Raw genomic sequence first — 25,888 nt, 5'->3', positions numbered from 1 at the left:
CTTTACTAGGCGACATGACATTGTCTCGGACCCCGCGGAGCAGCAGGACCAGCCGGAGCAGCCGCACCGCGGCCCTGCTCGGCGTCGCCGCCCTGGCCGCCGCCGCCCTCGTCCCGGTCGCCTCGACCCCCGCCGTGGCAAGCTCCGACCAGGGACGCGCCTGTGTGAGCTCGCCGGAACCCGCTCAAGGCGCCGCGCTCCAGATCCTCAAGATCGCGAAGGCCGACCAGCAGCAGTTCGGGCTCAACTCGGTGATCCTCAAGGTCACGAAGGGCCGGCAGAACGTGCTCACCAAGGCCTTGGGCGAGTCCATGACCGGCGTCCCGGCCGACACCGACATGCAGTTCCGCACCGGCTCGGTGGGCATCGCTTACATGGCCACCATCCTGCTCCAGCTGGCCGAGAAGGGGATCGTCGACCTCGACGCCCCGGTGGCTCCCCTGCTCCCGAAGGTCCTGCAGGTCAAGGGCGCGGACAAGATCACGCTGCGGATGCTCGGCAACAGCACCTCAGGGCTGCACGACTACGTGATCGACCCGGACTTCCTCGCCGCGCTCGAGCCGCACCCGTTCCGCTACTGGACCGAGGACGACGTCCTCGCGTACCCCTTCCACCACGACCTCTGGTACGCCCCCGGGACCAACTGGAGCTACTCGCACGCCAACTTCGTCCTCGAAGGCGAAGCCCTGGAGAAGATCACCGGCGTCCCGCTCGACCAGCTGCTCAAGCAGCGAGTCCTGCAGCCGCTCGGCCTGGACCACACCTTCATCGACGCCAAGCCGCCGATCACCGACCCCGTACACGCCTTCACCTCCGAGCGCGGCACCTACGAGGAGTCCACCTTCTGGAACCCCTCCTGGACCACCGCCCACGGCGCCATCCTCACCCAGAACATCTGCGACCTGGCCACCTCGGCCCGCGCCATCGGCACCGGCCGCCTGCTCTCCCCCGCATGGCGCCAGTTCCAGCTCAACCCCGGCACGGTGGGCCTCGGCGACCCGAGCAAGTGCCCGCCCGGCATCTGCCGCCTGAACACCCAAGCCGCCCACTACGGCTTCGGCGTCCAGGTCGTCAACACCTGGGTCGTCCAGAACCCCTCGTTCTCAGGCTACTTCGCCGTCCAGGCCTACCTGCCGTCCCAGGACCTGTCCATCGCCGTCAACACCACCGACGGCCCGACCACCACCCCGAACGTCAACTACGCCCAGACCGTCGCCACCGACATCGCCGCCGCCTTGGCGCCGGCCTACCCGCTGGGCTGAACGACCGCGGGGCGGTTTCAGCACACTGCTGAAACCGCCCCGAGCGCGCAGAACACACTGAGCACACTGAGCACACTGAGCACACCGCCGAGGATCACGCCCCGGGCAACCCCATGTCCCGAGCGATCAGCATCCGCTGCACCTCGGAGGTCCCCTCGCCGATCTCCAGGATCTTCGAGTCGCGCCACATGCGGGCGACTGGGAACTCGTTCATGAAGCCGTAGCCGCCGTGGATCTGGGTGGCTTCGCGGGCGTTGGTGACTGCGGATTCGGAGCTGTAGAGCTTGGCCATGGCGGCTTCGGCTTTGAAGGGTTCGCCGGCGAGCATGCGGCTGGCGGCGTCGTAGTAGGCCAGGCGGGAGGTGTGGGCTCGGAGGCGCATGTCGGCGAGCTTGAACTGGATGGCCTGGTTGGCGCCGATGGGGCGGCCGAAGGCTTCGCGGTCACGGGCGTACTTCACTGATTCGTCGACGCAGCCTTGGGACAGGCCGGTGGACAGGGCGGCGATGGCGATGCGGCCTTCGTCCAGGGTGCGGAGGAAGTTGGCGTAGCCGCGGCCGAGGTCGCCCAGAAGGTTCGCTTCGGGGACGCGGACGTCGGTGAAGGACAACTCGCGGGTGTCCGAGGCGTTCCAGCCGACCTTGCTGTACTTCGGGGCGACGGTCAGGCCAGGGGTGCCGGAGGGGACGATGATGCTGCTGATTTCCTTGCGGCCGTCGGGCTTCGTTCCTGTGACGGCGGTGACGGTGATCAGGCCTGTGATGTCCGTGCCGGAGTTGGTGATGAAGCACTTCGTGCCGTTGATCACCCACTCGCCGTTCTCCAGGACCGCGGTGGTGCGGGTGCCTCCGGCGTCCGAGCCGCCGCCGGGTTCGGTCAGGCCGAAGGCGCCGAGCATCTCGCCGGAGCAGAGCTTGGGCAGCCACTGCTGCTTCTGCTCCTCGGTGCCGAAGCGGTAGACGGGCATGGCGCCGAGGCTGACGCCGGCTTCCAGCGTGATGGCCACCGAGGAGTCGACGCGCGCCAGCTCCTCCAGCGCCAGGCACAGGGCGAAGTAGTCGCCGCCCATGCCGCCGTACTCCTCCGGGAACGGCAGGCCGAACAGGCCCATGCGGCCCATCTGGGCCACGATCTCGTAGGGAAACTCCTCGCGCTCGTAGAACGCCCCGATCTTGGGGGCTACGACGTCGTGGGCGAACTCCTCCACGGTGGCGCGCAGGGCTTCGTACTCTTCACTCAGACGGTGATCCATGGAAGTTCCTCCGCTCAGACGGGGGTGACGCCGTGACGGCGGCGGGAGAAGAAGCGGTCCTTGCCCTCAGCCGCGCGGTAGCGGGCGATCAGGGCGGACCGCAGGTCGGACGGTTCGACGATGTCGTCGATGACGAGCTCGCTGGCCAGGCGCACGAAGTCGATGTCGGTCTCGTACTCGGCGCGCTTGTCCGCGACGTAGGCCGCGGCGGCGACCGGATCGTCGAGCGCGGCGATCTTGTTCGCGTAGACGGCGTTCACCGCCGCCTCGGCGCCCATCACCGCGATCTTGGCGGTGGGCAGCGCGATGGTGGCTTCCGGCTCAAAGCCGGGACCGGCCATGGCGTACAGGCCGGCGCCGTAGGCCTTGCGGACCACCACGCAGATCTTCGGGACCGTGGCCTCGGAGACCGCGGTGATCATCTTGGCGCCGTGCCGGATGATGCCCTGTTTCTCCACGGCCGTGCCGACCATGAAGCCGGGCACGTCGGACAGGAACAGCAGCGGCACGTTGAACGCGTCGCAGAGCTGGATGAACCGCGTGGCCTTGTCGGCGGAGTCGACGAAGAGCACGCCGCCCTTGAACATCGGGTTGTTCGCGATGATCCCGACCGGCTTGCCGTCCAGCCGCGCGAAGCCGACGGTCAGCTCCCGGGCCCACAGTGCGTGAATTTCAAAAAACGACGACTCGAAGAAGGAGTCGGCGTCCACCAGACCCTTGATGAACCGGCGCATGTCGAACGCCTGGCGCTCGCTGGCCGGGACCAGGGCGGCGAGGTCGATGTTCGCCGGGGAGTCCGCGGCTTCAGCCGAGGGAGCGTCCTGCTGCCAGTTCGACGGCAGGTAGGACAGGTAGCGCTTGACGGTCTCCAGCGCGTCCTGCTCGGTCTTAACCAGGAAGTGCCCGACGCCGGACTCGGCGCAGTGCACGCGCGCGCCGCCCATCTCCTCCAGCGTGGTCTTCTCCCCGGTAACCATCTCGACCATCCGGTCGCTGCCCAGGTACATCGAGGCGTTCCCCTCGACCATCACCACGACGTCGCAGAACGCCGGGATGTAGGCGCCGCCGGCCGCCGAGGGCCCGAACAGCGCGCAGACCTGCGGGATCGAGCCGGAGGCCCGGACCTGGGTGTGGAAGATCTTGCCCGCGCCGCGCCGGCCCGGGAACAGGTCCACCTGGTCGGTGATGCGGGCGCCGGCGGAGTCCACCAGATAGACCATCGGGACGCCGGTGCGGTACGCGGTCTCGATGATCCGGATGATCTTCTCGACGGTGCGCGCGCCCCAGGACCCGGCCTTCACGGTCGAGTCGTTGGCCATCAGGCACACCGGGCGGCCGGCGATGCGCGCGGTCCCGGTGACCACGCCGTCGGCGGGCAGGTCGCCGGCCATGGCGTTGGCGAACCGGCCGTCCTCGACGAACGACTCCGCGTCGACCAGCAGCTCGACCCGCTCGCGGGCGAACAGCTTGCCCTTCTTCTCATTGGCCGCGTGGTACTTCTCCGCCCCGCCGCGCAGGATCTCCGCGGTCAGCTCGGGCAGGTCATGGTGCGGAAGGGTGTGCGGTGGCACGCCTGATTCCGTCATATGGGGCAACTCCTTTGTTGCAACTATTAACGTGTGCGCAAGGACACGCTCGCACCAAAGAGTCTGCCAGCGAACCCCTACTTCGCTAGTGCCCGGATCGTGTGCTCAATCACACCTGCGTCGTAGGACTCCGGCAGCATCACGATCTCGTCGACGCCGGCCTGCCGGTAGTCCTCGAACGCCGTGCACACCTGGTTCAGGTCGCCCACCGCGGCGATCGAGCGCAGCACCTCTTCGGGCATCGCCGCCAGCAGCGAGCGCTCGTGGGCTCCGCCGCGCGCCAGGTCGATCAGCTCGCCGTGCCCGGCCTCGGCGAACATCCGGCCGAAGCCGTCGGCGTCGAGATAGGGCAGCAAAGAGCGCCGGATCCAGTCCAAGGACTCGGCGTCGGGGTCGACGACCGTCGGCAGGAAGACGGCTAAGCGGGGTACGGCGCGGTTCATCCGGTCGGAGGTCAGCGCCAGCCGGGCCTTGATGCGCGCGGCGTGCTCGACGGTCGCCAGCGGCACGGCGACGCGGTCCGCGCGTCCCACGGCGACCTCGCAGGCCTCCAACCCGAAGGCGAGGACCGTCAGGGAGGCGTGGGAGGGCTCCAGACGCGAGCGGAAGCCGCGGGAGCGTACAGAGACGCCCTGGAAGCTGACCGGCTCGCCACGGGTCAGCGGAGCCAGCACAGACAGGCTCTCCGCCAAGGCCGTCGCCGGGTCGGTGCGCGGGCGGCCGTGCCAGTCGACGACGACCAGACCGGTGGAGGCGGTCAGCGCCAAGCCGATGTCCCGGCCGGTGAGCGCCGCGACGCTGGCGGCGCCTCGGGCCGCGGTGACCGGATCGCGGACGGCGGCCGGGAGCGGGCCGAGGGTGAGCGCGGCGAGCGGCCGCGTCGGGTTCGTGCGCCGGAACTCCCCGGCGGTGGCCGGATTCGCGCCGGGCGGCCGAGCCTTGCCGTCAGGGCCGGGACCGGCCGAGGGCAGCTCCCCGGCCGCGGCGGCGACCGCCACGGCCAGCGCGAAGGCGTCGTGCCCGGTCGACTCCCCCAGCCAGATCTCCTGGTAGCCGAGCTCGTCGGCGAGGCAGGCCAGCCGGACGGTCAGCGCCGGGTCGCTGTCCGTCCGGTTGCCGAGAAGAACCCCGTCCACGATCACTTGACTCACTGCCCCCTGTCCCGCCCTCAGGGAGACCAGGTGTGATCCGCCCCGGTGGCAGAGTACCGTTCGGGGGTCTCGCGGTGCGATACGTTGGATCGATGCGCATCACGTCGATCGGTCACGCCGGCATGCTGGTGGAGACCGCCGCCGGCCGGATCGTCTGCGACCCGTGGTTCACCCCGGCGTACTTCGCGTCCTGGTTCCCCTTCCCGGACAACTCGGCCTTCGGCTCGGCCGCCGACCCCGCCGGGATCCGGACGGCCGAATACCTCTTCGTCTCCCACCTGCACCACGACCACTTCGACCCGCATTGGCTGTCGGCCAACATGTCGAAGGACACCACGGTCCTGCTGCCGGACTACCAGGTCCCGGACCTGCGTGACGAACTGGAGAAGCTCGGCTTCCGGAACTTCATGCAGACCCGCAACCGGGAGGTCACCGAACTCCCCGGCGGTCTGCGGATCCTCATCGACGCGCTGATCACCCCGACCGACGGCCCGCTCGGCGACAGCGGCATCGCCATCGACGACGGCGAGGTGCGGATCTTCAACCAGAACGACGCCCGGCCGGTCGAGGACGGCCCGGTCGCCGCGTTCGGTCCCTACGACGCGCACTTCCTGCAGTACTCCGGCGCCATCTGGTACCCGATGGTCTACGACTTCCCGGAGCGCATGAAGGCCACCGTCGGCCGCCGCAAGCGCGAGAACGGCATGGCGCGCGCGCTGCGCTACGTCGAGCAGTACGGCGCCAAGCAGGTGTTCCCCTTCGCCGGCCCGCCCTGCTTCCTCGACGAGCGCGACAACCTGTTCGCCATCAACGACTTCGACGACGACCCCGCGAACGTCTTCCCCAGCCAGCTGGCGTTCCTGGAGTTCATGCGCGAGCAGGGCCACGACAACGGCCACCTGTTCGTCCCGGGCACGACAGTCGTCCTCGGCGCCGACGGCAAGTGCGAGATGGAGCAGGTCCCGCAGGCGCAGATCGACGAGATCTACGGCGACCGCCGCACTTACCTGACGAACTACCAGAAGCGCGCGCAGCCGCAGATCGACGCGATGCACGCCGGGCTGCCGCAGGACAAGTCCGACCTGGTCGGCCAGCTCAAGGAGTGGATCGAGCCGCTGCTGGCGTGGGCCGACCACACCTGCGCCGGGCTGAACGGCCGCATCCTGCTGGAGACCGCCGACCCCGCGACCGGCGAGGTGGACGACCAGATCGTCTTCGACTTCCTCACCCGCACGATCGGGACCTGGGACGGCGAGGCGGAGTGCCGCTACAAGTTCCGCACGGACCGGCCGCTGATCGAGCACCTGGTGCGGACCCGGACGCCGGACTGGGTGAACGAGCTCTTCCTGTCCTGCCGGTTCCAGGCATCGCGCAAGGGCCCTTACAACGAGTACATCTACACGTTCTTCAAGTCGCTGTCCGAAGAACACATGACGTATGTCGAGGGGTACTACGCCGAGTCCAGCGACGTCACGGACCTGGCGAAGGCCGAGGGCTACGCGGTGCAGCGGCACTGCCCGCACCTGAAGGCCGACCTGACGCGCTTCGGCACGGTCGCCGACGGCGTGCTGACCTGCTCGATGCACGGCTGGCAGTTCGACCTGGCCTCCGGCCGCTGCCTGACCAGCGACGACCGCAAGTTGGTGGCGCGTCCGCTGACCGCCGAGGACGGCGAGCTGCCGGAGATTTCAGGTTCGACACAGATTCCGGCGGAGGCGCCGGCAGTCGTCGCGGGCAACTGAGACGGCTGGTTTGCGAAACTGAGACATCGCGCCGGGAACAGTTGCTCCCGGCGCGGTAGTTTGCATGACTGGTCCAGTTGCGGACCTAGGCGAGCGGAAGGAAAGCCCGTGCGGCTGGGGGTCAACGTCCCGAATTTCGGTCCCGCCACATCGGTGGAGGTGCTGGAGCGCTGGGCGCACGTCGCCGAGGGACTCGGCTTCGACATGCTGATGATGTCGGACCACGTGCTGGTCACCGAGGATGTGGCGCGCGGCTACCCCGGTCCGTTCCACGACCCGTTCACGACGCTGGCCTGGCTCGCCGGGCGCACCTCGCGCATCCGGCTGGGCACGACCGTGCTGATCATGCCCTACCGCCAGCCGGCGCTCACCGCGCAGATGGCGGCGAGCCTGCACCGGCTCTCGCGCGGACGCTTCGTGCTCGGCGTCGGGGTCGGCTGGGCGCGTAAGGAGTTCGAGGCTCTCGGAGTCCCCTTCACCAAGCGCGGCGCCCTGACGGATGAGCACCTGGACGAGATGCACCAGATCTGGGGCGGCGGCGTCGAGGGCGTGGCGCCCGCGCTGGCTCCCGAGGAGCTGCCCGGACCGCCGGTGTGGATCGGCGGCAACAGCGACGCGGGCATCCGGCGCGCGGTGGTGTCCGGCAACGGCTGGCATCCGCTGGGCTTCACGATGGACTGGATCGAGGACGCGGTCGGCCGGCTGAAGGCGTTCGCCGACGAGGCCGGGCGCGCGGTCCCGACGCTGGCGCCGCGGATCAAGCTGCGGCTGACCGCCGAGCCGGTCACCGACGCGGACCGGCAGGCCGGGATCGGGACCCTGGAGCAGGTGCTCGACGACCTGGACCGGCTGCGCGCGCTGGGATCGGAGATCGTGGTGCTGGATCCGTACCACGGCGATCCGGCGGAGCTGGAGCAGCCGGAGGAGGCGTGGCGGACGCTGGCCGTCGTGGCTGCCGCCTGGGAGTCGAAGGCTTGATGGTGGCGCCGCCGCCCTCAGCTTGACGGGCTGAAGGCGGCAGCGCGGTCGTTCACAGGGCGCCGTGGCTCCTAGCGCTGTAGCTCAGGGCGCCATAGCTCAGAGCGCCGTGACTCACGCCGGGATCATCTCGGCCGCCGCCCGCTGCATGAGCGTGACCGGAGCCTCCGCCCACCCCGTCGCCAGCATCGCGGCGAACGGGTCCGGGAAGACGTCCTCGGTGCCGTCGGCCAGCGCGGCGAAGATCTCCGCCGCCACCGCCTCCGGCGCGGTCTTGGGCACCTCCAGGTCCTGCGACATATCGGTGTCCAGCGGCCCGGCGAGGATCGCGTGCACCGACACCCCCTTGGGCGCCAGCAGCGCCCGCAGCACCTGGGTGAAGGAGTACGCCGCCGCCTTGGAGATCGAGTAGGCGGGCAGCATCGGCACGGCCGCCACCGAGGTCGTGGACAGGACGTTCACCAGCGTGCCGTGCGAGGCGGTGAGGTGGTGGCGGAAGGCGTGCGAGACGTCGTAGGGACCGTAGAGGTTGACCGCGAGCATGCGCTCCAGCTCCGCGCGGTCGTCGATCTCGGCGTAGGAGGCCGCGCCGGCGTTGTTGACCAGGATGTCCAGCTCCTCGACGGTCTTGGCCGCGGCCTCGATCTGCGCGGCGTCGGTGATGTCGAGAGCCAGCGGGACGACGCGGGCGTCCGCGTGCGCCGCGGGCTTGCGGGCTCCGGCGTAGACCCGGCCGGCGCCGAGGTCCAGGGCGGCGTCGACCAGCGCCCGGCCCAACCCTCGGCTGGACCCGGTGATCAGCACGGTCTTGCCGGTGAGGAAGTCGTTCGACATGGTGTCTCACTCCGATCGGAGGCGGTTTTTTCGTTGACACCTGCACTGACAAGAGCTTCGCCGGAAACTGGGTGCTCGCGGACCGCCCAGTTTCCGCGTTCTCCGGTGTCAGGACAGGTGAAGCGAGCCGACGGGGACGCACAAGCACAAGGAAAGGCGGTGAGGAGCGTGGAGATGTCAGCCGATCTGCTGCACCGCGCCCGGTCCGGAGACCGGGAGGCCTTCGCCGAACTGGTCGAGCCCTACCGGGGCGAGCTGCATCTGCTCTGCTACCGGATGCTGGGTTCCTACCAGGACGCCGAGGACACGCTCCAGGAGGTGCTGCTGGCGGCCTGGCTCGGGCTGGCCGGCTTCGAGGAGCGGGCCTCGCTGCGGACCTGGCTGCACCGCATCACCACGAACCGGTGTCTGAACATGCTGCGTTCGGCGACACGGCGGCCGGTGTCCACGGCGCTGTTCCAGGAGTACCCCGAGCCCTCGGTGCACAGCGAGGTGCTGTGGCTCCAGCCGTACCCGGATCTGCTGATCGACCGGCTGCCGGATGAGGAGCCGGGACCGGAGGCGAAGTACGAGTCGGCCGAGGCGATCTCGCTGGCGTTCCTGACCGCGTTGCAGCTGCTGCCGCCGAATCAGCGTGCGGTGTTGCTGCTGCGGGACGTGCTCGGGTACCGCGCTGCCGAGGCGGCCGACCTGCTGGGGCTGAGCGAGAGCGCGGTGACGAGCGCGTTGAAGCGCGCGCGGGCGACCCTGGACGCGACGACGCGGGGACCGGAGCGTCCGGGACCGGTGCCGGGCAGCGCGGAGGAGCGGTCGCTGACCGAGCGGTTCGTCGCGGCGTTCACCTCGCACGACGTCGACGCGCTGCTGGCGATGATGACCGACGACGTCTGGATCCGGATGCCTCCGATGTCCTTCGAGTACCGCGGGCTCCACGACGTGCGCCGGTTCTTCGTCGCGGTCAAGGAGCACCGGCGGGCGATCTGCCACCTGGTGCCGACGCGCGCCAACGGGCAGCCGGCGTGGGGCGAGTACGCGCGGGACCGGCTCAGCGGCCGGCTGCACTGCGTCGGGATGCTGGTGGCGCGGTTTTCCGGGGACCGGGTCGACGAGCTGACGCACTTCGAGGTGGGAGTGGCGGCGGCGTGTGGGCTGCCGCGGGTTTTGGCGGCTGAGTAGCGGTGCTGAGTGGGAGGGCTGACCGGGGCGTGGGGCGGCGCCGGGCTGGCTAGCCGTGCGACGACCCCGGCGCCGTCCTCCAGTCGCGGTGCTGCGGAGGCGGCGTCAGACCCATGCGCGCGTAGGCGGTTCCGACGACCTCCGAGGGCTCCAACGCCCAGCGCAGCGCGCGCCCCGCGGCCTGCGCCAGCGGCCGGTCGATCAGCAGCCGGACGGCATCGGGGCGGCCGAGCTGCAGCGGCTCCCGGGCCCAGTCCGGCAGCAGCGCTGAGGCGCCGTTCATCAGGACCCGGACCGCCGCGCGCTCGCGCGGGTTGGCGCCGAAGCCTCGGATGAAGTGGATGCCCTCGATCGCGGCTTCGGTGGCTTGCAGTTCGGGACGTATGTCGTGGAAGTACTGCGCCACCTCGGCCGCCGACTCCGGCACGTCCCGCGCGCCGAGCATCCGCGCCGGGACCGCCACCTCGCGGTAGTACTGGTCGCGTTCGGCGGGGGTCAGCGGCGGGGCGCCGAAGCGTTCATAGCCGGCCAGGAAGCAGCGGACCTCGGCGACGTGGACCCAGGTCAGCAGGTGCGGGTCCTCGGCGCTGTAGGTGCGGCCGTCGGGCGCCGTGCCCTTGATGTGGGGGTGGACGCGGTCGCGGACGTGCGCGACGGCTGCCTCGGCGACGTCCTTGGAGCCGAAGGTCGTCGACAGGACGTAGGCGGCGGTGCGGTTGAGCCGGGTCAGCGGGTCGGTGCGGAAGTCGGAGTGCTGATCGACGCCGGCCATCGCCAGCGGGTGCAGCGCCTGGAGCATCAGCGAGGCGAAGCCGCCCATGAGCATGCCCGGGGCGTCGGAGTGCACGCGCCAGGTCACGGCGCCGGGTCCGAACAGGCCGGGGTCCCCGGGCGGCTCGGCGTAGCGCTCTTTGAGACGCAGACCGCCGGAGCCGTGGACGCTGGTGTTCAGCTCGTGCCGGATGTAAGCCTTCAGCCCGCGCGCCGGGCCGGAGAAGGCGGTGAGCCTTGCCGTCATCAATCGAAACCTGTTCTACTTTTCGCCATGAGCCAGCGGGACCGCATCCGGATGTCCGATGAAGAGATCGAAACCTTTTTCGCGGCGGGGCGCAAGCTCCAGGTCGCCTCGGCGAACGCCGACGGCACGCCGCACCTGGTGACCATGTACTACGCGCAGCTGGACGGCGACCTGGCGTTCTGGACGTACGGCAAGTCCCAGAAGACGGTCAACCTGCGCCGCGACCCGCGCATCACATGCCTGGTCGAGGACGGCATCGCCTACGACGAGCTGCGCGGCGTCACTGTCTACGGCGACGTGGAGCTGATCGAGGACTACGACCAGATCCTGTCCTTCGGCATGGCCCTCACGGCCCGCTATCCCGAGGTCTTCGGCGCCGACCCCGAGGCGATGCGGCCCTTCGTCGAGCAGCAGGCGCACAAGCGCGTGGTGGTCCGAGTGCGCGCCAAGCGGACTGCGTCCTGGGACCACTCGAAGATGTGACCTACCGCCGCGCGGCGATCACCCCGGAGTCGAACAGGTACGCCAACCACGCGATCACGAACTGCACCGCACCGAAGACGAGAAAGAGCGTCTGCAGGTCGCCGGCACCGTCGGAGCTGATCGCGGAGAGCACCAGGGTGACGAAGATCGCCGAGCTGATCATGGCCGGCAACGCCCCCGGCGCCCGCTCCCGCGGCAGGAACCCCCGCACCGCGACCAGCCCGGCGAGGAAGAACATGGTCGGCGCGAGGGTGTAGATCGCGACGCCGACCTTGTAGAGGTTCATGGAGTCGCCATCCCCGGCGCTGACGTAGCCGAGGAACAGGTTGATCACCCCCAGCGCCGCCACGCAGAGGTAGAGCATCTTGCCGAGCGGGACGGTGACGGCCACGGGCGGCGGCGGGTGGAGGGGATGCGGGTGCAGCGTGGGGTCGTAGTGCGGCGGCGGGGGTGACGGCGGGCCCTGATGGGGCGGGGGTTGGTGGGGGTGCTGCGGGCTCGCTGCTGCGGGAGGCTGATACTGCGGCGATGGCTGGCTCGCTGGTTGCGGTTGCGGTTGCGGCTGCGGCTGACCTGCGGGTTGCGGCATCTGACTCGGCGGTTGCGGCTGCGGCTGCGGCTGGCCGGCAGGCTGATGCGGTGGCTGCGGCGTCTGGCTCGGCGGCTGAGCTTGCGGTTGAGGCTGACTCGCCGGCTGCGGCTGGCCGGCAGGCTGATGCGGTGGCTGCGGCATCTGACTCGGCATCTGACTCGGCGGCTGAGCTTGCGGTTGAGGCTGCGGCTCGCTCATCGGCTGACCCGCGGCCGACTGCTGCGGCAGCGCTCCCGGCGGCGTCTCCGGCGGCTGATTCCGTCCTGGCTGCGGCTGCGGCTGCTCCGGCCCGCGCCCCGGCGTCCCCGGCGCCGAATCCCCGTTGGCTCCGCTGCTCATCGGCGCTCCGTTCCCAGGTCGGCGGTCCTGTCCGCCATGTCCTCCGAGTCCTCAGCCGACCAGTCCCGCCGTGCGGCCGCGCGTCGTCGAACCCGTTCGGGCGACCCGGCGGATGGATCTGATGATCCATCAGAAACTCTTGCCATCGCAGGTGTAACACGTTCTAATTCACCTCATGCGGATCGCGTACACCGAGGCGCAGGCGCAGCTGCGTGACACTCTCCGCGCCTACTTCACCGAACTGGTCACCCCTGAGGTCGCCGAGGAGATGTCCACCGGCGAGTTCGGCGGGCCGCGCAGCCGTGAGGCGGTGCGGCAGATGGGGCGCGACGGCTGGCTGGGCGTCGGGTGGCCCGAGGAGTACGGCGGACTGGGGTTCACGCCTGTCGAACAGTTCGTGTTCTTCGACGAGGCGCAGCGGGCCGGGGCTCCGGTGCCGTTCCTGACCATCAACGCCGTCGGGCCGGCCATCATGCGGTTCGGCACCGACAAGCAGAAGACGGAGATCCTGCCGCGGATCCTGGCCGGGGAGTGCATGTTCGCCATCGGCTACTCCGAGCCGGATTCCGGGACCGACCTGGCGAGTCTGAAGACGCGCGCGGTGCTCGAGCCCGACGGCGAGCACTACCTGGTCAACGGTCAGAAGATCTTCACCTCGCTGTCCGACCACGCCGACTACGTCTGGCTGGCGTGCCGGACCGACCCCGAGGCGCCGGCGCGGACCGGCAAGAAGCACAAGGGCATCTCGATCCTGATGGTGCCGACCTCGGATCCGGGCTTCACCTACACCCCGATCCACACCATCGGCGAGGCCTCCACCTACGCCACCTACTACACCGACCTGCGCGTGCCGGCTGAGAACGTCATCGGCGAGCCCGGCGAGGGGTGGCGCGTGATCACCACGCAGCTCAACCACGAGCGGGTCGCGCTGTGCTCGTCCGGATCGCTGGAGCGGCCGTTCATCGAGGTCGTCGAGTGGGCCCGGCAGACCAAGCTGGCCGACGGCTCGCGGGTCATCGACCGCGAGTGGGTCCGCGTCCACCTGGCGCGCATCCAGGCCAAGCTCGCCGCGCTGCGGCTGTTCAACTGGAAGGTCGCCGCCTCCGCCGAGCTCGACGTCGCCGACGCCTCGGCCACCAAGGTCTGGGGCACCGAGCTGTACTGCGAGGCGTACGGCCTGCTGCTGGAAGTGCTCGGCGCGGCCGGCGCGCTGAAGAAGGACTCCCCCGGCTCCCTGCTCGCGGGGCGGGTCGAGCGCGCCTATCGCGGAGTGCTGATCCTCACCTTCGGCGGCGGCACCAACGAGATCCAGCGCGACCTGATCGCCTTGTTCGGGCTCAACATGCCCCGCATCCCCCGCCACTAGGAGCCCGCCATGGATTTCGAGCTGACCGAGGATCAGCGGGCGCTGGTCGACCTCGTCGACCAGATCCTCGCCGACCACTGCGGCAACGAGCGTCTGGCCGAGCTGGAGAAGGAGGCGCGCGGCAGCGGTCTCGGGTCCGTGCACGACGCCCAGGCCTGGCGCGCGCTGGCCGCCGCCGGAGCCGTCTCGGCGCTGCTCCCCGACGACGGCGACCTGGGCATCATGGGTCTGGCGCTGCTCGCCGAGGCGGTGGGGAAGCACACGGCGTACGTCCCGATGGTCGCGGCGATCGCGCTCGGCGCCTTGCCTTTGGCGCGTTTCGGCGGCCACGCGGACTTGCTCGACGCGGTGGCCTCTGGCTCCAAGCTGGTCACCGCCGCGTTGGAGGAGCCTGGCGAGCCGGACTCCCTGATCACGACGGCGCGCCACGGCGAGGCAGGCAGCAAGACCTTCGTCCTGGACGGCGCCAAGATCATGGTTCCGTACGGCGACCTCGCCGACGCCATTCTGATCCCCGCTGCCCTGGACGACGTGCCGGCGCTGTTCGTTGTCCCGCGCTCGGCACTCAAGGTGACGTCGCTGCTCACCACGGGGCGGCAGCCCTATGCAGACCTCGAACTGGACGCGGTGAGCGTGCCGGAGTCAGCGCTGCTCGCGCGCGGAACCGAAGCGCTGGACTGGCTCCGCGACCTCGGCACTGTCGCCTACGCCGCCGAGGCGTCCGGCGTGTGCACCGAAGCGGTCGCCATGACCGCGCGCTACACCAGTACGCGCAAGCAGTTCGGCGAGCCGATCGCCTCCTTCCAGGCTGTGGCTCAGCGCGCCGCCGACGCCTTCATCAGTGCCGAGGCGCTGCGCCTGTGCGTGCTGCACGCCGCCTGGCTGATGGACGACGCCGCGCGCGGCGGGCACTCCGCGTCCTCTGCGGAGATCTCCGCGGACGTCGCTATAGCGAAGTTCCACGCGGGGGACGCAGGATCGCGCGTCCTGCACGCCGCGCAGCATCTGCACGGCGGCATCGGCGTGGACACCGACTACCCGCTGCACCGCTACTTCGTCCGGGGACAGCAGATCGAGCAGACCCTCGGCACCGCCACCCGGCAGCTCCTCCGCATCGGCGCACACCTGGCAGAGTAAGGACTTCTCATGCAGTTCAACCTCGCGGACCTGTTCGAGAGCGTCGTCGACAAGATCCCCGAGAAGGAGGCTCTGGTCGTTTTCGGCGCCAGGCGATGGACGTATAGGGAACTGGACCGTGAGGCGAACCGTCTGGCGCACTTCCTGCTGGCGCGCGGAGTGGGAGTGCGGGACCACGTCGGGATGCACATGTACAACGGGTCGGAGTACGTGGTCGCGGTACTGGCGTGCTTGAAGATCCGCGCAGTACCGGTGAACATCAACTACCGCTATGTAGCCGACGAACTCCGTTACCTCTATAAGGACGCGGATCTGGTCGCATCAGTAGTGGACGTGGAGTTCGGCGATCGGGTGCGCGAGATCAGCGACGACGCGCCGAAGCTCAAGACGATCGTCTCCGTCGGCGGCTCTATAGCGGATCTGCCTTCTGCTACTTATGAGGACGCAGTCCGTGGGCAGTCGGAGGAGCGCGACGGACTACTCCCCCATGGCGAACGCTCCGCTGACGACCTCTACATCATCTATACCGGCGGGACCACGGGGATGCCCAAGGGCGTCATGTGGCGCCACGAGGACATCTTCTATGCGGGGATGGCAGGCGGGCGCCCCTATGGGGAGCCGATGAAGGACCCCTCGGAGGTCGCCGACGGGATCGACCCGGCAGCGGGTCAGATGGCGACGTTCCCTGTCGCGCCGCTCATGCACGGCGCGGCCCAGCTCGCCACGTTCATCAGCTTCAACATGGGCCAGAAGGTGGTCCTGAACCGGAAGTTCGACGCGCACGAGGTGCTGCGCACGGTCGCGCAGGAGAAGGCGAACGTCATCTCCATGGTCGGCGACGCCATGGCCCGTCCGCTGGCCGAGGCGCTGGCCGGACCGTTGGCCGGGACCGACGTCAGCAGCTTGTTCGTACTGAGCTCCGCCGGCGCGATCCTGTCCGAGGCGGTGCGCGAGCAGTTGCAGACGCAGATGCCGAACGTGATGATCCGCGACAACTTCGGCTCCACGGAGAGCGGTTTCAACGGCGACGCCGCGCCCGGCAGCGGTCCGGCTGGGGGGATGCGTTTCACCGTCAACGAGCGGACCACGGTCTTCCTCGACGAGGAGCAGCGGCCGGCAACGCCTGGCGACGGCCGGGTCGGCCGGGTGGCGCAGCACGGGAACGTTCCGCTGGGTTACTACAACGACCCGGCGAAAACCGCCGAGACGTTCTTCGAGCACGACGGGCGCCGCTGGGTTCTGCTCGGCGACATGGGGACGCTGGAGGCGGACGGCTCGGTCTCGGTGCTCGGGCGCGGCTCGCAGTGCATCAACACCGGCGGGGAGAAGGTCTTCCCCGAGGAGGTCGAGGCGGTGCTGAAGGCGCATCCGGGGGTGTTCGACGCGATCGTCGCCGGGGCGCCCGACGTGCGGTTCGGCCATCGCGTGGCGGCCGTCATCCAGCCGCGCGAGGAGGGTGCCGGGGCGCCGACCGACGGCGAGTTGGCGGAGTTCTGCCGGGCCAGACTGTCCGGGTACAAGGTGCCCCGGCTGGTGGTTCGGGTGTCGCATATCCGCCGCTCACCGAGCGGCAAACCCGACTACCCTTGGGCTAAAGAGCTGGTCACCGAGGCGGCCCGGCACGCGGGGTGAGATCTGGGTCACAAAAAGGCCTCCGGCGCGGAAATGAGTTGACAGTCCGGGTGCTCTCACCACTGGACCTTTGCCGACACGGTGACTTACGCTAACGTAACCTACGAACCCGTAAGTTTCGGGAGCGTAGGTCCGTCCCCCAAGGCCCGCTTCCCGGCCTGAGCGTGTAGGAGCCGACCCCATGACCGTCACCGACCTGCCCAGGCAGGGCGCCCGCCCGACACACGCGATGCCGGAGACGGCCCTGCTCACCGAACTCGAGCAGGTCGTGGAGACCAATCTGAACCGGCACCTGTCCTGCGCCAAGGAATGGTTCCCGCACGAGTACGTGCCGTGGAGCGAGGGCGAGAACTTCGACGGCGTCCTGGGCGGCAAGCCCTGGAGCCCGGAGCAGTCCCGCATCCCGGAGATCGCGCGCACCAGCCTCGTCCTGAACCTGATGACCGAGGACAACCTGCCCAGCTACCACCGCGCGATCGCGGTGCAGTTCGGCCAGGACGGCGCCTGGGGCACCTGGGTCCACCGCTGGACCGCCGAGGAGGGCCGGCACGGCATCGCGATCCGCGACTACCTGCTGACCACCCGCGCCGTCGACCCGGTGGCGCTGGAGCGCGAGCGCATGATCCACATGTCCACCGGGTACGCCCAGCCGGACACCTACGACGCGGTGCACTCGATCGCCTACGTGAGCTTCCAGGAGCTCGCGACCCGCATCGCGCACCGCAACACCGGCAAGGTCTCCGGCGACCCGGACTGCGAGCGCCTGCTCGCCCGCGTCGCGCAGGACGAGAACCTGCACATGCTCTTCTACCGCAACCTGCTCGACGCCTCCTTCGAACTGGACCCGGACCAGACGATGCGCGCGGTGGCGAACGTGGTCCAGCAGTTCCAGATGCCCGGCTCGGGCCTGGCGGACTTCGGCCGCAAGTCGGTGATGATCGCCAAGGCCGGCATCTACGACCTCCGCATCCACCACGACGAGGTGGTCATGCCCATCCTGCGCCAGACCCGCGCCCTGGAGCGCGACGACCTCGGCGCCGACGGCGAGATCGCCCGCGAGGAACTCGTGGCCTTCCTCGACGGCCTCGACGGTGCGGCGACCCGCTTCTGCGAGAAGCGCGAAGCCCTGCTGGCGAAGCAGGCGGCGCGCCGCGAGCGGGCGGCGAAGTAGACGGCTGGTGGCAGCTTTGCCGCCGGCGCCCTGACGCCGACGGACTGAACGAAAAACGGCGGGTGCGTGCGCTGATACGGCGCGGCGCACCCGCCATTTTCATCAACAAGCTGATACCGTGCGCGACCCGCAAAAAATAGTGAAGCAGAACCCTAAAGTTCCCCGCCGCACATGCCGATACATCTAGTAAGCGGCCCGGCCCCGGCGTAGCCCGCGTTCCTGCCCTCCGCGAGCGCGCCGCCGCCGAGCCTGCCTCCTGGTAGCAGGCTCCCGACAGGTTGCCCCCCGGCCTGTCGGGAACCGGTTCCGACCCCCGGTGGTCTGCGGTATCAGCACCCGCAGGCCACCGCGGGTTCTCCAGCGCGAGGGCGGCGAACAGCGAGAAGTAGCCCGACTTCGCGAGCGCCTCGACGCACCTGAACCGCTGACGACACCAGCTGGACACGCACACCGCAGCGCCGCCGGAGCAAGAGCATCGGCTTCCCGAGCGCACTACCGCCTCAGTACGCCAGCCCTCCATGTCTCGCACGCCGATGGTGTACGAGCCATCAGGGCGGCCACCGATGGCGCTGGCTTTACGCGCCGCGAGAGCAAGAGCATCGACTTGCCGCAACGCACCACGGGCTCGGTACGCCAACAGGCTCCGGCCGCTAGCACGCCGATGGTGTCGCGAGCCATCAGGGCAGCAGCACCAGCTTCCCGTTTCGCGATTCGCCAGCGCACCTCGGCCACCGATGGCGCTGCTTTTGCGCGCCGCCAGAGTAAGAGCACCAGCTCCCAGAACACATCGCCACGCCCCGGCACGCCAGTGCACCAGTGCGCCAGTGCGCCACAGCTTCGGGCAAGCCGATCGCGTTGCGAGCCGTCAGCGCGGCAAGAAGGCTGCGACAGCCGCCGCCGATTCCCGCCGCGCGCCAGAGAGCCCGTCGACGCAGCTCAGGACGCGTCGGCGGGCTCTGGGTCGCGGCTGGGGACCGCGGGGGGTGGGGCGGGTGCTACTTGATCGAGCCTGCTGTCAGGCCGTCGACGACCTTGCGTTCGATCAGGCCGAACAGGACGATCACCGGGATGGTGGCGATCACTGTGCTGGCGAACAGGTGGCCGTAGTCGACGGTGTATTGGCCTATGTAGTTGTCCACCGCTACGGACAGGGGTGCTTTGTCCGGGCTGGTCGTCAGGGTCAGGGCCACGATGAATTCGTTCCAGGCGGCGATGAAGGTGAAGATCAGGGCGGTGACGATGCCGGGCATGGCCAGGGGGATGGTGACGCGGCGGAATGCCCCGAAGCGGGATGCTCCGTCGATCATGGCTGCCTGCTCCAGCTCGACCGGGATGGCGGCGAAGTAGGCCGACAGGATCCATACCGCGAAGGCCAGGTTGAAGCCGGCGTCCACGATGACCAGGGCCCAGACCGAGTTGATGCCGCCCAGGTCGCGCATTTCGCCGTAGATGCCGACGACCATGGCGGTGGGCTGGAACATCTGGGTGACCAGGACCAGCAGCAGGAAGGCCTTGCGGCCGCGGAACTTCTTGCGGGCCGTGTAGTACGCCGCCGGGAGGGCCACCAGGAGCACCAGGAGGGTGGCGCCGCAGGCGACCTCCAGGGTGATGCGCATGTTGGTGCCGAAGCTGGAGGAGCCGGAGAACACCGAGGTGAAGTTCGACCACTGCAGGTGCTTCGGGATGATCGTCGGGTCGGAGGTCTCGTTCACCGGCCGCAGGGCGGTCAGGAACATCTCCAGGTAGGGGGTGATGAAGATCAGCGCTATCAGATAGGCGCCGCCGATCAGCGCGATCTTCTTCACCGAGGGCAGGCCGCGCGAGCGCTTGGGCGCCGAGGGCACCCGGTCCCGGGCCGCGGTCGGGTTGGAGGTCGTCACGGCTGTCATGCCTCGCCCTCACTGTTCCACTTGCTCACCTTCAGGAAGGCGAAGACGATCACGATCACGAGCGCGAAGTTCACCACCGACAAGGCGGCGGACTCCCCGATGTTCTGGCGCTTGAGGATCCACATGAAGACCGTGGTGGTCGAGGTGTCGTACCCCGGTCCGCCGTGGGTCATCTCCCAGATGATCGGGAAGCTGTTGAACACGTTCATCACGTTGATGACCGTGGCCACCAGCAGCGCCGGGCGCAGCAGGGGCAGCGTGATGGAGAAGTACGTGCGCACCTTGGACGCGCCGTCGACCCGCGCGGCCTCGTAGACCTCGGCCGGGACGGTCTGCAGGCCGGCGATCACCGTGTAGCTGGTGAACGGGATCGAGACGAAGATCGCGACCGCCATCTCCCAGATGAACCCGGAGCCGGAGTGCCCCAGCCAGTCCGCGGTGGGACTGTTGCGGTCCACCAGGCCCAGGTCGTTCAGGATGATGTTGATGAACCCGTAGCCGGGGTACAGCATCCACTTGAAGATGATCGAGGTCATCATCACCGAGGCGGCCCAGGGCGCGATCAGCGCCCAGCGGGCGACGGTGCGCCCCGGGAACTTCTGGTTGAACAGCTGCGCGACGCCCAGCGAGATGACCATCGTGAGGGTGACGACCACCACCACCCAGATCCCGGTGCGCTCCAGCACACCGGACAGATCCTGCTCCTTGAACAGCTTGTTGTAGTTGTCCGTGCCGTTCGACCCCAGGTTCACGCCGTAGCGCGACCAGTGGGTGGTCGAGGACTGGACCATCTTCACCACCGGCCACAGCACGGCGAAGGCGATCAGCGCGATCGCCGGGCCGATCCAGGCCAGCGGGGCCAGGCCGGAGAAGACCGACCTGGACCGGGCGGGGCGGGACCGGCCGAGCCGGCCCCGCTCTGTGTGCGTCGTCATCGCTGGGACGTCCCGTACTGCCTTAGTTGCTGGCTGTCGCGACGGCCTGGATCTGGTCCAGGACGCCCTTCGGGTCCGAGCTCACGGCCTTGCCCACGATGTCCTTGACCTTCTGCGAGGCCGGGTCCCAGTTCGGGTCCGAGCTCGGGTACCAGGCGGCCGAGGGCAGCGCGTCGATGAACGGCTTCAGGGTCGGGTTGGAGCCCGACAGGTCCGTGGCCGCGTCCTGGGTGGCCGGCAGCAGGTCGTACTCGTTGTCGAACTGCTCCTGGTACTGCTTCTGCAGCGCGAAGTTCAGGAACTCGCCGATCGCGGCCTTGTGGTCGGAGTGGGTGTTGAAGGCCTCGATGAAGTCCGCGACGCCCAGCGGGGAGGTCAGCGCGCCGGACTTGCCGGGGATCGCCGCGGACTTCCAGTTGTCGCCGATGCTGCCGGCCTTCAGGATCGGGACCAGCGCCGGGGAGCCGTTGAGCATGCCGATGTTGCCGGCCGCGAAGTCCTTCCACAGGTCGGTGCGGTCCTTGGTGCCCGGGTCGGCCTCGGTCAGACCGGGCTTGACCAGGTTGTCGGTCAGCCACTGGAAGGTCTGCACGTTCGCCGGGGAGTCGATCGCCCACTTGCCCGAGGCGTCCTTGTAGCCGCCGCCGTTGCCCAGGGTCCACAGGTAGGTCTCGGCCTGCGCCTCCTCCGAGCCCAGCGGGAGGCCGTAGCCGGTCTTGCCCAGCGCCTTGATCTTCGCGGCGTCCGCCGCCACGTCGGCCCAGGTCTGCGGCGCGGAGGTGATGCCGGCCTGCTGGAACAGCGTGGTGTTGTAGAAGAACGCGCGGGTGGAGGTGGTGAACGGGATGCCGTACTGGGCCGACTGGCCGTCGGAGCCCTTGGTCTGCCCCAGCTGCGCCACGTGCGGGATCAGGTTGGACACGGTCTGCGGGGAGACGATGTCCGAGGCCTTGTACAGCAGGCCCTGCGCCGCGACGTCGGCGTAGCCGCCGCCCTCGAACAGGTCCGGCGCGTCGTTGTTCTGCAGCGCCGTGGTCAGCTTGGTGGCCAGGTTGTCCCAGGTCGCCATCTCCAGGTTGACCTTGACGTTGGGGTACTTGGCCTGGAAGTCGTTGATGATCTTCTGCCAGTACAGCTTGGTGTCGTCCTTGTCGGTGCTGCCGTAGTTCGGGGCGAGCAGCGTGATGGTCACCGGCTTGGAGGAGCTGTCGGACGTCGACGAGCCGCCCGAGGACTTGCTCGAGGAGCACGCCGACAGGGCGAGAGACGCGGCCAGACCGGTCGCGGCGAGGAGGGCGAGACGCTTCACCTGGGTCCACCTTTGTAGGAAGGGTGAGGGTTGGGGAATTCAGGTCGATCTACAGGTCGATCTAGTCGTGACGTCGATCAGTCGTGACGCTGGGACACGCTAATCAGGTTTGGCCCGGCGGTATAGACCAGAGAGTCCTCAGGTATAGACCAGTTATCGAACCGTCATCTCGGAATCCCCTGAAATACGGACATAGTCGGGCGTAATCAAGACCTTGAAAGCGTCTTCACGATGAACCTCTGTTGAGCCGCAGATGATGATCTGCCTGCTGCGAGCCCGCGCGGCACTGACCGGATCGTTCCGCATCGCGGCCGGAACGGGCCTGCCGGGAGGCGCGCCGGAGCGCGATCATGAAGACATGACACAACGCGCCCTCATCGTCATCGACGTCCAGGAGTCCTTCCGGGTCCGCCCGCTCTGGCGGCTGATCGACAACCCCGACATCGCCGACGACGTCAACCGGCTGGTCGACCACGCCCGGGGGAACGGCGACCTGGTCGTCTGGGTCCTGCACCAGGAGCCCGGCAGCGGCGACGTCTTCGACCCCGCCTCCGGCCACGTCCGCTACCTGGACGGACTGCGCGCGCCCGAGGACGGCGAGCCCGAGATCCGCAAGACCTCGCACAACGCGTTCACCACCACCAACCTGCAGCAGGTGCTCACCGAGCACGGCGTCGGCGAGCTGGCGGTCTGCGGCATCCGCACCGAGCAGTGCTGCGAGACCACCGCGCGCCTGGGCTCCGACCTGGGCTATCAGGTGACGTTCGTGGTCGACGCGACCGCGACCAACCCGATCGCGCACCCGGACGCCCCGGCGGACATCACCCCCGAGGAGCTGGTCGCCGACCCGCGCACGCTGCCCGCCGCCGCGGTCGTCGAGCGCACCGTCTTCGCTCTCGCGCACCGCTTCGCGACCATCGCGACCGTGGACGAGGTCGTCGGCGCGGACGCCTCGAAGCCGGCGCCGCAGCCGGCACCGGAGCCGGTAAGCTGACCGGATTGTGAGGGTCGTCTTCCTGCTCATCCCGCGCCTGCACCTGCTGGACCTCTCCGGTCCGGCCCAGGTGTTCTCCACCGCCGACGATCTCGGGTTCCCGTACGAGCTGCGGTACTGCGCCGAGCAGGAGGACATCGTCAGCGCGCAGGGCGTCCGGCTGCGCGCGGAGACCGCGTGGCCCGGCGCCGGCCCGGAGGATCTGGTCATGGTCCCGGGCTGGCGCTCGCCGACGCTCAAGGGCGGTCCGCGCCCCGGCCGGGGCTTGCTGGCCCGGCTGGTCGCGCACCACGCCGCCGGCGGCACCGTGGCCAGCGTCTGCTCCGGCGCCGACGTGCTGGGCCAGGCCGGGCTGCTGGACGGCCGGCGCTGCACCACCCACCACGATCTGCGGGACGAACTCGCCGCGCGCTATCCCCGGGCCCGGGTCGAGCGCGACGTGGTCTACGTCGCCGACGGCCGGGTGGTGACCTCGGCCGGCATCGCCAGCGGGATCGACCTGGCGCTGCACCTGGTCGCCGAGCGCCACGGCCCGGCGGCCGCCGCCCGGGTCGCCCGCGACATGGTGGTCTACGCGCGCCGCTCGGGCGAGGAATCTCAGGACAGTGCGATGCTGCGGCACCGCTGGCATCTGCGCGACGCCGTGCACCGCGCGCAGGACCGGATCGACGCGAACTACGCCGAGCCGCTGCGGCTCACCGACCTCGCGCGCGCCGGCGGTGTCAGCGAGCGCACCCTGACCCGGCAGTTCGTCGAGAGCACCGGGATGACCCCGCTGCGCTACCAGCAAACCCTGCGCCTGGAACGCGCCGAGCACCTGATCGGGCACGGCGCGACGGTCGAGGCCGCGGCGCACGCGGTCGGTTTCGCCGACGCCCGCATGCTGCGCCGGCTGCGCTCGCGCGTGATGGAGGACACGCCCTTTGCGCCCTCTCACGGCGCAACCACGAGCCCCCGCATAGACGTCTGAGAACCAGCAGGAAAGTTTGCAAGCTGGCGGTACCCATCAACGAATGGCCATACTCTGAGGCTGGATCGGGGACCGGACTGAGAGGATCGTGGATGACACCGGCACCGACGGGAAGGACCGGAGACGGCTATCCGGGACGCGGGGTACCTCCGCGGCCGGACCGGCCGCAGGGACCGCCCCGCAGCCGTGACGTACCACGCCCCCGGCCTCCACAGGACCCCCGTCAGGGACCCGCGGCGGAGCCCCGGACTCCGTGGGACGAGTACTCCGACCCCCAGGCTCCCCAATACCCGCCGCGCCCGCAGGGCCGTGATCCGCGCGCCGCGCAACAGCGCGACCCGCGCGATCCGCGCGACCCGAGCCACCAGCCGCGGCCGGACCGCCCGCAGAACGGCTACCCGCAGCCGGGTTACCAGCAGCCTGCGGCGCATCGGCAGGCAGGCTATCCGCAGCAGGCGCCGAGCTATCAGCAGAGCCCGAGCTTCCAACCGCATCCGAGCCAGCAGCAAGGCCGGGGACAGCAGCAGAATCCCAGCTACCAGCAGAGCCCGAGCTTTCAGCAGAGCCCGAGCTTCCAGCGCGTGGACCGCGCGACCCAGGACATACGCTCGCTGGACGAGACCCACGTTCCGCGCGGGACTCGTCGCAGAGTCCCTCAAAACCCTGAGGATCTGCGCCCGGCCGGCGTCCCCGGCCCGCGCGGACGAGAGAGCGGCTACTCCCCCGGCGCGATAGACGAGGACGAATACTCCTCGGCCTTCCACGACGGCTACGGCGAGGACGCCGATCCGGCCGACGACCTGCTGGAGTCCGTTGAGCAGGGCGGCCGCGGCCACCGGCGCGCGGGCTCGCGCCGCAAGGACCGGCTGACCCCGCGCCAGCGCCGCCGCCGCAAGATAGCCTTCCGGACCTTCTCCACGTTGCTGGCCGTACTCGTCTTCCTCACCAGCTACTCGCTCTACGGCGCGCTCAGCGCCCCGGGCAACATGAGCAACCAGGCCCGGGTCGCCGAATGGGCCCGCGGGCACGCCATGGGCTGGGCCGTGACCTGGATGGAGAACCAGCAGTACCAGGACAACAAGCCCAAGACCGGCGGCACCCTGTCCCCGCAGCAGCTGGCCGACATCGCGCCGCCGTCGGCGACGCCGACGCTGGCGCCGACCCAGAAGCTGCTGACCCCGATGAAGCCGTTCGTGCCGAACCCGGCGCCCGGGGAGGGCACCTGGTCCCCGGCGGTCGTGGTGAACGGCGTCCCGGTGATCCAGACCGCGAAGCTGCGCTCGGACCCCCAGCACCTGGAGTACCTGTCGGCGGTGGCGTGGATGGATCAGAAGCACGCCAGCTTCGTGCTGCACCCCGGCTCCCAGCAGCCCGGCACGGCCGGCTACAACCAGACCGACCACCTGTCCGGCGACCAGTTCAAGAACCTGATCGCGACCTGGAACGGCGCGTTCCTGCTGAACCCGAACGACGCGCACGGCGGTTTCTACCTCAACGGCAAGACCTACGGCACGCTGGTGCCGGGCCAGGCCTCGGAGGTGTTCTACAAGGACGGCACGATGAACGTCGGGTCCTGGAATTCGGGTCCGGGCCTGCAGATGGCGCCGAACGTGGTCGGCGTCCGGCAGAACCTGCAGCTGCTGGTGGACAACGGACAGGTCAACCCGAGCGTGGACAGCGACGACAAGAAGCTGTGGGGCGTGACGGTCAAGAACGCCTACTTCGTCTGGCGCTCCGGCATCGGCGTCACCGCCGACGGCAACCTGGTCTACGCGATGGGCCCGGCGCTGTCCGTGCGAACCCTGGCCGAGCTGTTGCAGCGGGCCGGCGCGGTGCGCGGGATGGAGCTGGACATCAACCAGGAGTGGGTGTCCTACATGACCTACGACGGGAGCAAGGACCCTGCGAGTCCGGTGTCGACGAAGCTGTTGGACTTCGCCAGGACCGGACAGCGGTACTTCTCCACCGAGGAACGCGACTTCGTGGCCGTATACAGCCGTTAACCGAAAGCTCACTCGCTCTGTGGCTCCCCGGTCGCTACTTTGGATCCGGTAGCGAGAGGGGAGCGCTGT

At 69.3% G+C, this 25,888-nt stretch carries 21 protein-coding genes; 12 read left to right on the top strand and 9 right to left on the bottom strand.

The window, feature by feature from the left end; all coding sequences use genetic code 11:
- Positions 1-14 precede the first annotated feature (14 nt).
- A complete protein-coding gene (locus tag CACI_RS10895) occupies positions 15-1,262 on the top strand; it encodes a serine hydrolase domain-containing protein (protein WP_143765200.1) in 1,248 nt (415 codons plus the stop codon).
- A 94-nt stretch (positions 1,263-1,356) separates the two neighbouring features.
- Here the strand turns inward: CACI_RS10895 and CACI_RS10890 are convergent, their stop codons facing one another.
- From CACI_RS10890 to CACI_RS10880, 3 genes are all read right to left on the bottom strand, one after another.
- Positions 1,357-2,514 (bottom strand): acyl-CoA dehydrogenase family protein, encoded by a 1,158-nt coding sequence (locus tag CACI_RS10890; RefSeq protein WP_012786399.1) that lies wholly within the window; start codon positions 2,512-2,514, stop codon positions 1,357-1,359.
- Between the two features lie 14 nt (positions 2,515-2,528).
- Positions 2,529-4,100, bottom strand: coding sequence for an acyl-CoA carboxylase subunit beta (locus CACI_RS10885; protein ID WP_012786398.1), 1,572 nt, complete (start codon positions 4,098-4,100; stop codon positions 2,529-2,531).
- Between the two features lie 77 nt (positions 4,101-4,177).
- On the bottom strand, positions 4,178-5,236 hold the full coding sequence (locus CACI_RS10880; protein ID WP_190276740.1) for an LLM class F420-dependent oxidoreductase: 1,059 nt from the start codon (positions 5,234-5,236) through the stop codon (positions 4,178-4,180).
- Positions 5,237-5,343: 107 nt separating this feature from the next.
- Between CACI_RS10880 and CACI_RS10875 the strand changes: the two genes are divergently transcribed.
- Entirely contained in the window at positions 5,344-6,993 is a 1,650-nt protein-coding gene (locus tag CACI_RS10875) for a Rieske 2Fe-2S domain-containing protein (protein WP_012786396.1), read from the top strand.
- 108 nt (positions 6,994-7,101) lie between these two features.
- Positions 7,102-7,971, top strand: a complete 870-nt coding sequence (locus CACI_RS10870) for a TIGR03619 family F420-dependent LLM class oxidoreductase (RefSeq protein WP_012786395.1) — start codon at positions 7,102-7,104, stop codon at positions 7,969-7,971.
- 114 nt (positions 7,972-8,085) lie between these two features.
- Here the strand turns inward: CACI_RS10870 and CACI_RS10865 are convergent, their stop codons facing one another.
- Positions 8,086-8,805 carry an SDR family NAD(P)-dependent oxidoreductase gene (locus CACI_RS10865; RefSeq protein WP_012786394.1) on the bottom strand — a complete coding sequence of 240 codons (720 nt, stop codon included), beginning with the start codon at positions 8,803-8,805 and terminating at the stop codon, positions 8,086-8,088.
- Between the two features lie 174 nt (positions 8,806-8,979).
- Here CACI_RS10865 and CACI_RS10860 point away from each other — a divergent pair, with 174 nt between their 5' ends.
- Complete coding sequence (locus tag CACI_RS10860; protein WP_012786393.1) at positions 8,980-9,981, top strand: sigma-70 family RNA polymerase sigma factor; 1,002 nt, start codon at positions 8,980-8,982, stop codon at positions 9,979-9,981.
- A 49-nt stretch (positions 9,982-10,030) separates the two neighbouring features.
- On the opposite strand, the gene CACI_RS10855 is transcribed toward CACI_RS10860, so the two are convergent.
- Positions 10,031-10,999, bottom strand: a complete 969-nt coding sequence (locus CACI_RS10855; RefSeq protein WP_012786392.1) for an oxygenase MpaB family protein — start codon at positions 10,997-10,999, stop codon at positions 10,031-10,033.
- 27 nt (positions 11,000-11,026) lie between these two features.
- On the opposite strand from CACI_RS10855, the gene CACI_RS10850 reads away from it, so the two are divergent.
- Positions 11,027-11,482 carry a pyridoxamine 5'-phosphate oxidase family protein gene (locus CACI_RS10850; protein ID WP_012786391.1) on the top strand — a complete coding sequence of 152 codons (456 nt, stop codon included), beginning with the start codon at positions 11,027-11,029 and terminating at the stop codon, positions 11,480-11,482.
- Between the two features lies 1 nt (position 11,483).
- Here the strand turns inward: CACI_RS10850 and CACI_RS10845 are convergent, their stop codons facing one another.
- Complete coding sequence (locus tag CACI_RS10845; RefSeq protein ID WP_012786390.1) at positions 11,484-11,873, bottom strand: DUF5336 domain-containing protein; 390 nt, start codon at positions 11,871-11,873, stop codon at positions 11,484-11,486.
- Between the two features lie 715 nt (positions 11,874-12,588).
- Here CACI_RS10845 and CACI_RS10835 point away from each other — a divergent pair.
- The 4 genes from CACI_RS10835 to CACI_RS10820 all read left to right on the top strand — a co-directional run bounded on the left by CACI_RS10835 (position 12,589) and on the right by CACI_RS10820 (position 17,719).
- Positions 12,589-13,779 (top strand): acyl-CoA dehydrogenase family protein, encoded by a 1,191-nt coding sequence (locus tag CACI_RS10835; protein ID WP_012786388.1) that lies wholly within the window; start codon positions 12,589-12,591, stop codon positions 13,777-13,779.
- 9 nt (positions 13,780-13,788) lie between these two features.
- Entirely contained in the window at positions 13,789-14,916 is a 1,128-nt protein-coding gene (locus CACI_RS10830; protein ID WP_012786387.1) for an acyl-CoA dehydrogenase family protein, read from the top strand.
- 9 nt (positions 14,917-14,925) lie between these two features.
- Positions 14,926-16,548 (top strand): acyl-CoA synthetase, encoded by a 1,623-nt coding sequence (locus CACI_RS10825; RefSeq protein WP_012786386.1) that lies wholly within the window; start codon positions 14,926-14,928, stop codon positions 16,546-16,548.
- A gap of 181 nt (positions 16,549-16,729) precedes the next feature.
- The gene (locus tag CACI_RS10820) at positions 16,730-17,719 is read left to right on the top strand and encodes an acyl-ACP desaturase (protein ID WP_012786385.1); all 990 of its coding nucleotides are present in this window, start codon (positions 16,730-16,732) and stop codon (positions 17,717-17,719) included.
- A 995-nt stretch (positions 17,720-18,714) separates the two neighbouring features.
- On the opposite strand, the gene CACI_RS10815 is transcribed toward CACI_RS10820, so the two are convergent.
- From CACI_RS10815 to CACI_RS10805, 3 genes are read right to left on the bottom strand one after another with little or no spacing between them, the layout of a single operon-like run.
- Complete coding sequence (locus CACI_RS10815; RefSeq protein ID WP_012786384.1) at positions 18,715-19,608, bottom strand: carbohydrate ABC transporter permease; 894 nt, start codon at positions 19,606-19,608, stop codon at positions 18,715-18,717.
- Positions 19,605-20,543 (bottom strand): carbohydrate ABC transporter permease, encoded by a 939-nt coding sequence (locus CACI_RS10810; protein WP_012786383.1) that lies wholly within the window; start codon positions 20,541-20,543, stop codon positions 19,605-19,607. Before CACI_RS10810 ends, CACI_RS10815 begins: the two co-directional genes overlap by 4 nt.
- A gap of 22 nt (positions 20,544-20,565) precedes the next feature.
- Positions 20,566-21,852, bottom strand: a complete 1,287-nt coding sequence (locus CACI_RS10805; RefSeq protein ID WP_012786382.1) for an extracellular solute-binding protein — start codon at positions 21,850-21,852, stop codon at positions 20,566-20,568.
- A 358-nt stretch (positions 21,853-22,210) separates the two neighbouring features.
- On the opposite strand from CACI_RS10805, the gene CACI_RS10800 reads away from it, so the two are divergent.
- The 3 genes from CACI_RS10800 (at position 22,211) to CACI_RS10790 (ending at position 25,819) form a co-directional block, all read left to right on the top strand.
- Positions 22,211-22,846, top strand: coding sequence for an isochorismatase family protein (locus CACI_RS10800; protein WP_012786381.1), 636 nt, complete (start codon positions 22,211-22,213; stop codon positions 22,844-22,846).
- A gap of 4 nt (positions 22,847-22,850) precedes the next feature.
- A complete protein-coding gene (locus tag CACI_RS10795) occupies positions 22,851-23,816 on the top strand; it encodes a GlxA family transcriptional regulator (RefSeq protein WP_049871540.1) in 966 nt (321 codons plus the stop codon).
- 581 nt (positions 23,817-24,397) lie between these two features.
- Positions 24,398-25,819 (top strand): phosphodiester glycosidase family protein, encoded by a 1,422-nt coding sequence (locus tag CACI_RS10790; RefSeq protein ID WP_041540160.1) that lies wholly within the window; start codon positions 24,398-24,400, stop codon positions 25,817-25,819.
- The last annotated feature ends 69 nt before the right edge of the window (positions 25,820-25,888 follow it).

It is taken from the genome of Catenulispora acidiphila DSM 44928 (assembly GCF_000024025.1).
Classification (GTDB): Bacteria; Actinomycetota; Actinomycetes; order Streptomycetales; family Catenulisporaceae; genus Catenulispora; species Catenulispora acidiphila.
This window is presented reverse-complemented; position numbering and strand designations above follow the sequence as displayed.

What these genes read in the sequence shown, in the direction of transcription:
- CACI_RS10895 (WP_143765200.1), top strand. Translation starts at nt 15, where the DNA reads ATGACATTGTCTCGGACCCCGCGGAGCAGCAGGACCAGCCGGAGCAGC.
- CACI_RS10890 (WP_012786399.1), bottom strand. Translation starts at nt 2,514, where the DNA reads ATGGATCACCGTCTGAGTGAAGAGTACGAAGCCCTGCGCGCCACCGTG.
- CACI_RS10885 (WP_012786398.1), bottom strand. Translation starts at nt 4,100, where the DNA reads ATGACGGAATCAGGCGTGCCACCGCACACCCTTCCGCACCATGACCTG.
- CACI_RS10875 (WP_012786396.1), top strand. Translation starts at nt 5,344, where the DNA reads ATGCGCATCACGTCGATCGGTCACGCCGGCATGCTGGTGGAGACCGCC.
- CACI_RS10865 (WP_012786394.1), bottom strand. Translation starts at nt 8,805, where the DNA reads ATGTCGAACGACTTCCTCACCGGCAAGACCGTGCTGATCACCGGGTCC.
- CACI_RS10860 (WP_012786393.1), top strand. Translation starts at nt 8,980, where the DNA reads ATGTCAGCCGATCTGCTGCACCGCGCCCGGTCCGGAGACCGGGAGGCC.
- CACI_RS10855 (WP_012786392.1), bottom strand. Translation starts at nt 10,999, where the DNA reads ATGACGGCAAGGCTCACCGCCTTCTCCGGCCCGGCGCGCGGGCTGAAG.
- CACI_RS10850 (WP_012786391.1), top strand. Translation starts at nt 11,027, where the DNA reads ATGAGCCAGCGGGACCGCATCCGGATGTCCGATGAAGAGATCGAAACC.
- CACI_RS10835 (WP_012786388.1), top strand. Translation starts at nt 12,589, where the DNA reads ATGCGGATCGCGTACACCGAGGCGCAGGCGCAGCTGCGTGACACTCTC.
- CACI_RS10830 (WP_012786387.1), top strand. Translation starts at nt 13,789, where the DNA reads ATGGATTTCGAGCTGACCGAGGATCAGCGGGCGCTGGTCGACCTCGTC.
- CACI_RS10825 (WP_012786386.1), top strand. Translation starts at nt 14,926, where the DNA reads ATGCAGTTCAACCTCGCGGACCTGTTCGAGAGCGTCGTCGACAAGATC.
- CACI_RS10820 (WP_012786385.1), top strand. Translation starts at nt 16,730, where the DNA reads ATGACCGTCACCGACCTGCCCAGGCAGGGCGCCCGCCCGACACACGCG.
- CACI_RS10815 (WP_012786384.1), bottom strand. Translation starts at nt 19,608, where the DNA reads ATGACAGCCGTGACGACCTCCAACCCGACCGCGGCCCGGGACCGGGTG.
- CACI_RS10810 (WP_012786383.1), bottom strand. Translation starts at nt 20,543, where the DNA reads ATGACGACGCACACAGAGCGGGGCCGGCTCGGCCGGTCCCGCCCCGCC.
- CACI_RS10800 (WP_012786381.1), top strand. Translation starts at nt 22,211, where the DNA reads ATGACACAACGCGCCCTCATCGTCATCGACGTCCAGGAGTCCTTCCGG.